Here is a 12060-nt window from a genome sequence, read left to right on the forward strand (position 1 = left end):
ATTATTTAATTAATGAGTTTTCATAAGGTACTCTGGTAATAATAGACCTTCCCAGTGTGATCTCATCAGCATACTCCAACTCACCTCCAAAGGCAATTCCTCTGGCAATCGTGGTAATTGGTATTTGAAAATCTTTAAGCCGTTTATACAAATAAAAGAGTGTAGTATCACCTTCCATTGTGGCGCTAAGTGCCAGTATTATTTCTTTTACGGGAGTTGTAGCGACCCGCTGTACCAATGAATCAATAAACAGATCAGATGGTCCTACTCCATCCATTGGAGATATTAAACCGCCAAGCACATGATAAACGCCAAAATATTGAGAAGTGTTTTCCACAGCCATAACATCTCTGGTATCTTCTACTACACAAATCACTTCCTTTTCGCGCTTAGGTGCTGAGCATATTTCGCAAATATGGTTATCAGAAATATTATGACAAATGCCGCAGTGCTTAATTTCTTTTCTAAGCCTTACAATTGCATTTCCAAAATGCTCCACTTCCTCCTGCTCTTTATTTAATAAATGCAGAACCAACCTTAAAGCTGTCTTTTGTCCAACGCCAGGTAACTTCGAAAATTCGTTAACAGCGTCCTCAAGCAATTTAGAAGAAAAGTTCATCTTACAAACTTAGATAAATTGTGAATGTAAATTTATATTTATCTCCTGATATTTAATTTTTATAAGTAGAAACTCATGAGGGTTTCTTACATTTAGAATCTTAACTAATCATAAAAAATGAGTCCAATTATACTTTTGTCTTTTCTGCTCGGTTACTTTGCACTGCTAATAGGTGTATCCTATTTTACATCCCGAAACAACTCCGACAACGCTTCATTTTTTATAGCAAACAGAAATTCAAAATGGTACCTGGTAGCGTTTGGAATGATTGGAACGGCTCTTTCCGGCGTTACTTTCATTTCCGTACCCGGAGCGGTAGGTAAAAGCGAGTTTGGCTATTTCCAGTTTATACTGGGTAATGCTGTCGGTTTTGTCATTATCGCCACGGTACTATTGCCTTTATATTATAGGTTAAACATCATTTCTATATATACCTATCTTGAAAGGCGTTTAGGCTTTTGGAGTTATAAGAGTGGTGCTGTTATCTTCTTAGTTTCGCGTACTATTGGCTCATCTTTCAGACTCTACCTTGTTGCTATCGTATTGCAAAAATTCATATTCGATGCCTGGAATGTCCCTTTTTGGCTCACCATCGTTATCTGTCTGGTGCTTATCTGGCTTTATACCCATAAGGGAGGATTAAAAACCATTATCATTACCGATACCTTACAAACCGTATTCTTACTCCTGTCTGTGGTGCTATCTATCATTTTTATTGCAAGGTCTTTAAACCTGGATATTGCCGGCACTTTTGAAGYGGTAAAAAACAGCAGCTATTCAAAAATCTTCTTTTGGGAAGATTTTATGGGCAGTAAAACGCACTTTATTAAACAATTCCTTGGGGGTATTTTTGTAACCATTGCCATGACTGGGCTTGATCAGGACTTAATGCAAAAGAACCTGAGCATGAAAACAATAGGTGAAGCGCAAAAAAACATGTTCACCTTTACTGCGGTTTTTGTTGTAATGAACATCTTCTTTTTAAGTGTAGGCGCTTTATTGTACCTATTTGCAGCAAAAAATGGAATTGATGTGGCTGCATTAAAAACGCCAGATCACCTTTACCCTGAAATTGCGTTAAATTACCTGAATGTTATTCCCGGCATTATTTTCATGCTCGGATTAACCGCTGCAACATTTGCGACAACGGACTCGGCATTGACTGCTTTAACCACTTCATTTTGCGTAGATTTCTTACATTTCGATAAAAAGGCTGATCAAAACGACCCAAAACTGGTAAGTAAAAGACATTATGTGCATGTTGGCTTTTCAATATTAATGGTTCTTGTGATCATGGTTTTTAAACTCATTAATGACGATTCTGTTGTGAACGCGATATTCAAAGCAGCCGGATATACTTATGGTCCATTGGTAGGATTATTCGGTTTTGGTATGCTGACTAAAAAAGCTGTAACAGATAAGCTTGTACCTTATATCTGTATCGTCTCGCCAATACTATGCTATATAATAGATATAAATTCTTTAAACTGGTTTAATTACGCCCTGGGTTTTGAGCTTATCATATTAAATGGCCTGATTACGTTTATACTTCTTTGGATAACTGGGAAACAAACTACAACCCAGACCAAATTTTAAATATTATAATACCTATTAGAATGACAAGTGAAGAGAAAATAAGAAGCGCATTTGAGAACAAGAACTGGCAGGAAATAAAAGTTACCGACTCCTGGCAGATTTTTAAAATAATGGCCGAATTTGTTGACGGTTTTGAAAAGTTGGCAAAAATAGGCCCATGCGTAACCATTTTTGGATCGGCAAGAACTGCTGAAACAAATAAGTATTACCAAATAGCTGTTGAGTGTGGCAAACTGCTAACAGACCGTGGCTACGGAGTTGTTACTGGCGGCGGACCCGGTATCATGGAAGCAGGGAATAAAGGTGCACATACAAATGGTGGCAAGTCAGTTGGTCTAAATATAGAATTGCCTTTTGAACAATTCCACAATAAGTACATTGACCATAACAAGCTCCTTGAATTTGATTATTTCTTTGTAAGAAAGGTAATGTTCATGAAATACTCGCAAGGCTTTATTGTTTTACCCGGCGGTATGGGTACCATGGATGAGCTTTTTGAAGCAATAACACTTATACAAACAGGTAAAATTGCAAGATTTCCTATTGTGCTTATAGGTAAGGATTATTGGAGTGGATTAGTGGACTGGATAACCAGCACTATGCTAAACAAGGAGCATAACATTCATGCAGAGGATTTAAACCTATTCAGACTAGTTGATACGGCCGAAGAGGCTACCGAGCATATTTTCAGATTCTATGAGAAGTATGTTCTAAAACCGAATTTCTAGACAGGCTGTTGAAGAAAGTCATAAATTTTTTCTGATGGTCTTGCTATAACGGCGAGATCATCAGAAACTAATATCGGACGTTCTATCAATATTGGATTTTCAACCATTGCTGCGATCCATTCGTCATCAGAAAGATCTTTCCCTTTATAATTCTCCTTATAAAGAGCTTCTGATTTACGCACGAGCTCAGGAGGAGCAATTCCTAATTTACCGACAATAGTCTGCAATTCTTCAACAGTAGGAACGGTTTCCAGGTAATTGACCACTTCAAATTCCTTTCCGCTATCTTCCAAAATAGTTAACGCACACCTGCTTTTACTACATCTATTATTATGATAAATTTTGATCATATTATTTTAGAAATGGCTAACTCCGCCAGATACAACCAACTTCATGGCATCCGCAGCACTCATATTTAACGACTTAATCTTTTCGTTTTTAACAACGTAAACCTGACCGGCAAAAGAGTACGAAAATGGGAAATAAACAATTGCCTCTCCAGGAAGTCCTATTGATTTAAGATCAGCCTGAGTAAGAAAGCCTATCCTCTTTAAATCTCCTTCAACCTCTACAAGCACCGGGTGATTAAACTTCTTCTCATCGCCTACAAATGCTTCAGTAAGATCTTTAATAGATGAGTAAATAAACTTTACCACAGGAAGCCTGTCTAAAGCTTTTTGAAACCAGTTGTACATTGGTTCAGTAACAAAGTTAGTTACAAAAATTCCTGCAGCCAGGATAATGGAAATTACCAATGCTAAGCCTAGTCCGGGAATATTTCTGCTTGCCCCGGTTCTTGGATCTACTCCGAGAATATTGTTTACATTTAACCAGCTGTCTACCGTAGTAACAGCCCAAATCACAATAAAAATACTTAGTGCAATAGGCAGCACAATCAACAACCCTTTAATAAGGTAATTTAACAACGCCCTACCAATTCTATTCATGATGCAAACTTAGATAAAACTACTCATAAAAATACACTCGTTTTACCCTTTGAGATACATTTGTTAATATTTCGTAGGGTATGGTATCTATTTGTTTTGCTAACTCAGAGATGGTAAGCTTTCCATTAAAAACGATCACCTCATCGCCCGTTTTCACGTCTAAACCAGTTACATCCAACATGCACATATCCATGCATATCACACCAACAGTAGGTACAAGCTGACCGTTAATCAGCATTTTACCAACGCCATTTCCAAATTTACGGTTATATCCATCGGCATAACCAATTTTAACGGTTGCGATCATGCCTCCATTGGGCAGAGCACCCCTTCTGCTATAACCAACCGTTTCATTAGGTTTTATAGGCTTTACCTGAGTTACTGTAGTTTTTAAAACTGCTACAGTTTGGAGCCCTTTATTATGAAATAACCCTCCGTCAAAACCATACAGTCCAATTCCAAGTCTAACCATGTCCAATTGGGCCTCGGGGTGACGGGAAATCCCTGATGTATTAGAAATATGCCTGATAAATGAGTAGCCTATTCCATCCTTAATCTTATCTGCCGCGGCCGTAAATCTTTCCAATTGATGTGCCGTAAATTCATCATGTTGGGGGTCATCGCTTCCAACCAGATGAGAAAATACAGAAATCACTTTTACTTTCTCGGTTTCATTTAATTGTTGTAAAAGATCTGCCAATTCCGGTTCTTCAAAACCTAGCCTGTGCATTCCTGTTTCTATTTTGAGGTGGACGGGATAATTTTTCACATTTTCACTTAGAAAACTGATAAAGCTTTTTAGAATATCCAGATTATAAATTTCAGGTTCCAGCTTGTGCTTAACTATAGCGTCGAAAGCAGAAGGTTCAGGACTCATTACCATAATAGGCATAGAAATACCTCCTTTTCTAAGCGCCACTCCCTCATCTGTATAAGCTACAGCCAGATAATCAACCTTATGGTATTGTAACAGGTTGGCAATTTCAAAACTACCACTACCATAAGAAAAAGCTTTTACCATTGCCATAACTTTAACGCCAGGTTTTACTTTATTTCTATAGAACTGCAGATTGCCTGCCAACGCATTTAAATCGATCTCCAGAACCGTATCGTGTATCTTTTGGGTAATCAGTTTACTGATCCGGGCAAACTCGAACCTGCGGGCTCCTTTAACTAAAATAGTTTCGTTACTAAAATGAAGAGATGGAAAGTTCTCGATAAAAGCTAATGTGCTATCAAAAAAGGAAGTTTCCATATCAAATAGCTTTGCAGCGGCAGAAATATGGGGTCCAACCCCTATCAGCCTGTTTACATTCTTTTGCTTAAGCAGGGCGGATATCTCTGCATACAGGTCCTCATCACTTTTCCCCGTCTCATACAAATCAGAAAGTATAAGAGTCTTTTTAGGGTGCTGGTTCTGCAGGTTTAAAAAATCAAGTGCAATGGCCAATGAGGAAATATCGGCACTATAAGAATCATCAATAACTGAACATTGATTGATTCCATTTTTCAGTTCCAAACGCATGCTAACAAGTGTCAGCTTTTCTAACAAAGCATCTGTTTGCTGAGGTGTGTAATTCAATGCAAGCAAGGTGGCCCAGCAAATAACACCATTCTCAAGAGAAGCTTTGTCGCTGAACGGAATTAAGCACTCTATTTCTTCGCCTTTAAACTTCGCTCTTATATAATTCCTGCCATCTATTGGCTCTATAAATAAAATCTGTAGATCTGCTTTTTGTTTAAAGCTCCAGGAGAATTTTGATTTGCCTGGTAAATCATCTAAACTTAATCCCTCAGTATATTCCGGAGAATAAATAAACAACTCAGCATTTTTAAAGAGCTTTAACTTTTCGAGCAGCTTTTCTTTAACGGAAGAAAAACCTTCTGCATGTGCTTCACCAATATTGGTTAAAATACCTATTGTTGGTTGTATAATTTCGGCAAGGCTATCCATTTCACCAGATTTGGAGATACCTGCTTCAAATATCCCCATGGTATGGTTCTCTTCAATTTCCCATACAGAAAGAGGCACACCAATTTGAGAATTAAAACTTTTCGGACTTCGAACTATATTAAAATCAGCTGCAAGCAATTGATACAACCACTCTTTAACTATAGTTTTACCATTGCTTCCGGTAATCGCAATTGTTTTTAGTGTATGATGTTCACGGTTGTATTTTGCTAAAGTTTGAAGCGCAACTAATACATCAGCAACCAACAGGACATTAGCATCAGGAAAACTACCAATGTAATCCTCATCACTGATTACAAAATTCTTAATTCCATTTGCATAAGCATCTTTAAGGTACTCATGCCCATTTCTTTTTGCATTCAAAGCAAAAAATAAAGACTCATCCGGATCAATTACGCTTCGGCTATCAATTACCAATTTGGTAATTATAGCCTGATCATTGGCTATGTATGATTTTGCACTTAAAATGCCGGCAATAAGAGAAATGGAATAATTGGGATTGCTCATGCCTCAAAATTAAACTTTTTTAAAGAAATGAATGAGAGCTCGTTCTAAAAGTATGGTCTTTATATGAGCTTTTCTAAAACTGAATATCAGTGAACCATTTCTTATAAATCGTCTGATAGGTTCCATTCTCCTTTAAAAGACCCAGAACTTCGTTAAACTGATCACGAAGCTGAGTATCCCCTTTTTTCATGGCAATCGCATATTGAGAATCTGTTTTAGGCAGATACATCCCTACTTTTAGTTTTTTGTTTTTTTGTAAAAACCCGCCTGCAATTGGTGAATCATCGATAAGCAGGTCTATTTTTCCTGCTTGTAACTTTCTGTATAATTCTTTGTTTGTTTCGGCATGTACCATATTGTTGCCCGGGAAATTAACATGAACATATCGCTCTGCCTCGGTTGCTTCTCTGATACCGATTGTTTTATTTCTAAGGTCATTTATGTCCTTTATGTCATCATCATTATTAACTACAGCACATAATCTAAAATGCAGATAGGGATTACTGAATTCAAGGATATGCCTCCGCGAGGGTGTAACCGTTACTGCAGAGCAGATGAGATCCAGCTCCCCTTTAAACAGCTTTTCGAGAATGGTTGCCCATAATGAAACTTCGTACTCTACCTCCAGATCAAGATGTTCGGTTATGGCTTTCATTAAGTCGACTTCGAAACCTTCAAAATTTTCAGAATTGTAATCTGAATGCATAGGAAATGGCGCTGCAGAATCTAATCCGACTTTCAATATTTTTTTTGGTTCCATAGAAGGAGAGTTAACTAAATGACATCCGAACGAAGCTAAAATACGCCTTTTCAGCAATAATTTAATAAAAAAACCCTAAAACAAACAAAATGTTTGAGATAATTAGCGCTTTTTACTCATTTACAAGACATTAAAACCCAGCCCAATGAAGATTTTGATAAAAACACCGCACTTAAATAAGAAATTCTTGTTTAAACATAAATCACACTAATGACAAGCACATTTTGTAATATTGTAAATGCTCGATTCATCAAAAAAACAAACCGTAAAGTTAGATAAGAAAGCGGCTTTGGCAAAAGCTGAGCACTACTGTGCTTATCAGGAAAGATCTCAGCAGGAAATCAGAAACAAACTTTATGAATGGGGGCTTTGGAAAAATGAGGTTGAAGAAATTATTTCCGAACTTATACAGACAAACTTTTTGAACGAGGAGCGCTTTACGATGGCTTACGTTTCTGGTAAATTTAAGATAAAGAAATGGGGAAAGATGAAAATCAAACAGGGCCTTAAATTGAAAGGGGTAACTGAAAAGATGATTTTGAACGCGCTGAAAACAATAGATTATGATGAGTATTTAGAAACTATACTCGTTTTAGCGAATAAAAAGTTACCCTCCATTAAAGAAAAAGACGATTACAAGAGGAAATATAAGCTTACTTCTTACTTAATGGGGAAGGGTTTTGAAAGCGATTTAATCTCGGAAGTACTAAAGACCAATGGCTTAGCTTAACCGCAGCATTTTTTATAAAAAATAACTTGACGGTAATACAAAAGTATTTATATTTGCAATCCCAAACGGAAACAAGGTTATTAATTATTGTTTTAAAAAGGGAATCATTGGATAATGATTTAATGAAACCAATGCGAAAGTAGCTCAGTTGGTAGAGCACGACCTTGCCAAGGTCGGGGTCGCGAGTTCGAATCTCGTCTTTCGCTCTAAAAACCTTTACAGGTTTTTAAGTAAACAGTCATCATTTCAACAGATATTGAAATAAGACTATGCTCAGATGGTGGAACTGGTAGACACGCAGGACTTAAAATCCTGTGACCTTAAAAGTCGTGCGGGTTCGATTCCCGCTCTGAGTACAATAAAACAACAATACCAACGCGAAAGTAGCTCAGTTGGTAGAGCACGACCTTGCCAAGGTCGGGGTCGCGAGTTCGAATCTCGTCTTTCGCTCAAAATGCCTTCAGTAGAAGGCATTTCATTTTAAAAGGTTATTCACCTGCTCAGATGGTGGAACTGGTAGACACGCAGGACTTAAAATCCTGTGACCTTAAAAGTCGTGCGGGTTCGATTCCCGCTCTGAGTACAAAGCCTCTTTACTAAATGTAAAGAGGCTTTTTTATTGGCTCAGTGTATTATACAATGCCTTGCGCTATCATTGCATCAGCAACCTTAACGAAACCTGCTATATTTGCTCCTTTACCATAATTTACATAGCCATCTTCTTCTTTGCCATATTTAACACAATTCTGATGAATCTGAGCTATAATTATTTTTAGTTTAATATCAATTTTTTCGCGATCCCATGAATAACGAAGTGAGTTCTGCGACATTTCAAGCCCTGAAACGGCAACACCACCGGCATTGGCAGCTTTACCGGGAGCATACAAGATCTTAGCTTTTTCGAACACATGAATAGCGTCTGGTGTAGATGGCATATTTGCACCTTCTGCAACACAAAGACAACCATTTTCTACCAGAATCTTAGCGTCGTTCTCATTCACCTCATTTTGAGTAGCATTAGGAAAAGCCACATCACATTTTATACCCCATGGTTTCTCGCCAGCAAAGAATTGGCAGTTAAATTTATCTGCGTACTCTTTAATTCTTCCTCTGCGACTGTTTTTAAGTTCCATGATGTACTTAAGCTTTTCTGTGTCTATTCCATCAGGATCATAAACAAAACCTTCCGAATCTGACAAGGTCAATACCTTTGCCCCTACTTCTATACATTTCTCTGCTGTATATTGAGCAACATTTCCAGAACCTGAAATGACAACGTTTTTTCCTTTTAAAGAATCACCTTTCAGCTTCAGCATCTCTTCAACGAAGTATACCACACCGTAGCCAGTTGCTTCAGGACGAATTAAACTTCCTCCCCACTCAAACCCTTTTCCTGTTAAAACCCCTGTAAATTCGCCTCTGATGCGCTTATACTGACCAAACAGAAATCCTATTTCTCTTGCCCCTACACCAATATCTCCGGCAGGAACATCAATATCAGCACCAACATGGCGATATAATTCGGTCATAAAACTTTGGCAGAATTTCATCACCTCAGCATCAGATTTCCCTTTTGGGTCAAAATCTGAACCTCCTTTACCCCCACCCATAGGCAACCCGGTAAGGCTGTTCTTAAATACTTGTTCAAACGCAAGGAACTTAAGTACACTTAAGTTTACAGATGGGTGAAAGCGCAAACCTCCTTTATATGGACCAATTGCGCTGTTCATTTGAACCCTAAACCCACGATTAATTTCAACTTCACCTTTATCATTCAACCAAGGCACTCTAAAAATGATAACCCTTTCCGGCTCCGCAATTCTTTCTAAAATCTTGTTTATTTTATACTTAGAATTCTTTTCACTAAAGGGTATTATTGATTCTGCTACTTCATATACTGCCTGCAAAAATTCCGGTTCATGTGCGTTCCGAAATTCTATTTTACTCATAAATGTCTTGATCGATGAATCCATTGATAGTTTAAATGTTATAAAAATGATGAATTTGGCCTAAACATATAAAAATGCACTAAGCCTGGAAGTCGTAAGTAACCGGAAAATTCTTTATAGAAAAGTACAATCAATATTGAATTATTGATTGTGTTATAACATGCTGCATTTCCTTTATTATTTGATTCCTGGATAAAAATATGTTTTTTTCAATTAAGGTCAAGCAATTTTTATATTCTCGCCGCTAATGTTACAGAAATAATCAACGAAGAGAGAGTAAAAGCGCCGATTCAAAATAAAATCAAAAAAAGGGCTGCTCTGGATGAACAGCCCTCACGATATTGAGTGCGTTATTAGTAACCTGGATTTTGTTTCAACTCACTATTTCTGTTGATCTCATCACGGCTAAATGGTCTGAAATAAATTTTATCTTCCCATTTGCGATTTTCCTGTGCGGTCTCTACAGTTGGTGTGTATGTATAATCATAAACTGAAGTATCATAATGATAAGGCTCAGACATAGTTTTACCTGCTTTAAAAGTACCGGACACTTTAATGTAAGTCGCTTTCCTACCCAAGGTTGCAGGTGCTATCATCCATCTGCGCGTATCATGATAACGTTGTTCTTCATATACCATTTCAATTCTGCGCTCATGGCGATAAATTTCGGTTAAAACTTCCTTCGAACTACCTGCAATTGCAGGCATTCCTGAACGGAAACGAATACGATTTAACCACAATACAGCCGGAGCGAAATCGCCTAGCTCTATACTGGCTTCAATATAATTCATTACCGCCTCAGTATATCTGAAGAATGGCCATGGCACAAATTGAGGCATAGAAGCATCTACAATATTCGGATCCGGATCTATAAATTTATGTGTATAATAGCCAGTCCAGCTTCCGTTCCAGTTTTCAATGGAGCTACCTCTTGTATCGAGCCCTTTAAAACGGATCTTTTTCCCGTCCTCCATAAGGTCATATTCACCGGTTTGTATCTGGTTAGCAGGATCTACTGATCCTGAAACTTTATCTCTTGGTTTCCAGCCAGCACCATCATATAAAACAGTTGCGTAGAAACGTGGATCACGATTTTGATAAGGAGCAGATTGCTGCGCAGTATTTGTCCAGCTAAATTTTGTTCCATCAATCATCTCATAATCATCAACAAGCAAGCCTATTGGGGTGTTACCAGCCCAGTTATGATAACCATTTGGTCCATTTGCTCTTCCATAGCGCAAGTCACTGCGATCTATAAAGTATCTGGCAAAAATTAACTCAGAAGCAGCAGCGATATCTATGCCCGGCGCTTTACTACCACCACCCATAGCTATACTTTTATAGTTATTACGTCCTTCAGCAACAGATACTTTTGCATCCAGGTTCAACTTATACCCTGTTCCGGCATCCATTACAGCTTTTGCTGCATCTTGTGCTGCTTTCCAGCGTGCATTGCGATCACCAGTTAGATATCCTAAAAATTCTGGGTTAGCATAACTTGAAATCACTGTAGATTTTGATTTTGCCGTAGGAACATCATGCAGATCACTTGCGGCATATAACAAAACTCGTGATTTCAACGCTAAAGCAGCCAAAGAATTAGTTTGCCCCTTTACCATTGTTTGATCTTTTAATAGATTAAAAGACTCCTCACAATCTTTAACAATGAAGTTTACACACTCTTCATAAGTGGCTCTTTTTACTTTATAATCATCATTAAGTCCATAGCTTTTTGTAATAAGCGGCACAGCACCGTAGTATCGCAACAACTGCTGATAAAAATAAGCTCTTAAAAAATAAGCCTGTCCCAACAACTTCGATTTTACAGCTTCGTCAGTAATTGCATTATCGGTACCTGTTAACTTTTCTACCGTGATATTACAAGCACGGATGCGATTATACATCTGATCGTAACCCCAGGTTACATGAACCCACCCTAATGTTGTTGGATTAATGGTACTTGCATTAACGAGATCGATTCCCCTGTTTGGATGCGTAAAAAGTGACTCGTCGGAAACTGACGACAACATTTGCTCATCAAATCCCCCCACATTTAATCCATTGTATATCTCGGTAACAAAAGCTTGTGCCAATGCAGGATCCTTCCATACCAAATCAGCATTAATTGCCGTCGGCGGATCTACTGCAAGAAAATCCTTTTTACAACCTGATCCGAACAGCGTTATAAGAGCGATGGAAAATATGTATGTATTTCTATTTATAGGTTTCATATAAAATATTTTAATTCTTTG

General features: G+C 37.8%; 10 protein-coding genes and 4 tRNA genes. 7 read left to right on the forward strand and 7 right to left on the reverse strand.

Translation table 11 applies throughout. The features are described 5' to 3' along the window. Position 1: 1 nt before the first annotated feature. The gene (gene recR, locus AC1DDK_RS01435; RefSeq protein ID WP_172660506.1) at positions 2 to 619 is read right to left on the reverse strand and encodes a recombination mediator RecR; all 618 of its coding nucleotides are present in this window, start codon (positions 617 to 619) and stop codon (positions 2 to 4) included. Between the two features lie 117 nt (positions 620 to 736). Between recR and AC1DDK_RS01440 the strand changes: the two genes are divergently transcribed. Both AC1DDK_RS01440 and AC1DDK_RS01445 read left to right on the forward strand, forming a co-directional pair. Then, complete coding sequence (locus AC1DDK_RS01440; RefSeq protein ID WP_477633771.1) at positions 737 to 2215, forward strand: sodium:solute symporter; 1479 nt, start codon at positions 737 to 739, stop codon at positions 2213 to 2215. A gap of 20 nt (positions 2216 to 2235) precedes the next feature. Beyond that, on the forward strand, positions 2236 to 2943 hold the full coding sequence (locus tag AC1DDK_RS01445; RefSeq protein WP_288880910.1) for an LOG family protein: 708 nt from the start codon (positions 2236 to 2238) through the stop codon (positions 2941 to 2943). Here AC1DDK_RS01445 and arsC read toward each other — a convergent pair. The 4 genes from arsC to AC1DDK_RS01465 all read right to left on the reverse strand — a co-directional run bounded on the left by arsC (position 2940) and on the right by AC1DDK_RS01465 (position 7129). Next, positions 2940 to 3293, reverse strand: coding sequence for an arsenate reductase (glutaredoxin) (arsC, locus tag AC1DDK_RS01450; RefSeq protein WP_288880907.1), 354 nt, complete (start codon positions 3291 to 3293; stop codon positions 2940 to 2942). The two genes, AC1DDK_RS01445 and arsC, sit on opposite strands and share 4 nt — an antisense overlap. 6 nt (positions 3294 to 3299) lie before the next feature. Continuing rightward, entirely contained in the window at positions 3300 to 3890 is a 591-nt protein-coding gene (locus tag AC1DDK_RS01455) for a DUF502 domain-containing protein (RefSeq protein ID WP_172660510.1), read from the reverse strand. A 19-nt stretch (positions 3891 to 3909) separates the two neighbouring features. Then, positions 3910 to 6369: a bifunctional UDP-N-acetylmuramoyl-tripeptide:D-alanyl-D-alanine ligase/alanine racemase gene (locus AC1DDK_RS01460; RefSeq protein ID WP_337715218.1), complete on the reverse strand. Its 2460-nt coding sequence runs from the start codon at positions 6367 to 6369 to the stop codon at positions 3910 to 3912. Positions 6370 to 6442: 73 nt separating this feature from the next. Further along, complete coding sequence (locus AC1DDK_RS01465) at positions 6443 to 7129, reverse strand: substrate-binding periplasmic protein (protein ID WP_172660512.1); 687 nt, start codon at positions 7127 to 7129, stop codon at positions 6443 to 6445. A 238-nt stretch (positions 7130 to 7367) separates the two neighbouring features. On the opposite strand from AC1DDK_RS01465, the gene AC1DDK_RS01470 reads away from it, so the two are divergent. From AC1DDK_RS01470 to AC1DDK_RS01490, 5 genes are all read left to right on the forward strand, one after another. After that, a complete protein-coding gene (locus AC1DDK_RS01470) occupies positions 7368 to 7859 on the forward strand; it encodes a regulatory protein RecX (RefSeq protein ID WP_172660513.1) in 492 nt (163 codons plus the stop codon). Between the two features lie 133 nt (positions 7860 to 7992). Then, positions 7993 to 8065, forward strand: a tRNA-Gly gene (locus AC1DDK_RS01475). Between the two features lie 65 nt (positions 8066 to 8130). Next, positions 8131 to 8215, forward strand: a tRNA-Leu gene (locus tag AC1DDK_RS01480). Between the two features lie 21 nt (positions 8216 to 8236). Further along, positions 8237 to 8309: transfer RNA gene (locus tag AC1DDK_RS01485), tRNA-Gly, on the forward strand. 48 nt (positions 8310 to 8357) lie between these two features. After that, a tRNA-Leu gene (locus AC1DDK_RS01490) sits at positions 8358 to 8442 on the forward strand. Positions 8443 to 8491: 49 nt separating this feature from the next. On the opposite strand, the gene gdhA is transcribed toward AC1DDK_RS01490, so the two are convergent. Beyond that, positions 8492 to 9832 (reverse strand): NADP-specific glutamate dehydrogenase, encoded by a 1341-nt coding sequence (gene gdhA, locus AC1DDK_RS01495; RefSeq protein WP_172660514.1) that lies wholly within the window; start codon positions 9830 to 9832, stop codon positions 8492 to 8494. A 329-nt stretch (positions 9833 to 10161) separates the two neighbouring features. Next, a complete protein-coding gene (locus tag AC1DDK_RS01500; protein ID WP_172660515.1) occupies positions 10162 to 12039 on the reverse strand; it encodes a RagB/SusD family nutrient uptake outer membrane protein in 1878 nt (625 codons plus the stop codon). Between the last annotated feature and the right edge of the window lie 21 nt (positions 12040 to 12060).

This window comes from Pedobacter sp. 05T44 (assembly GCF_056395985.1).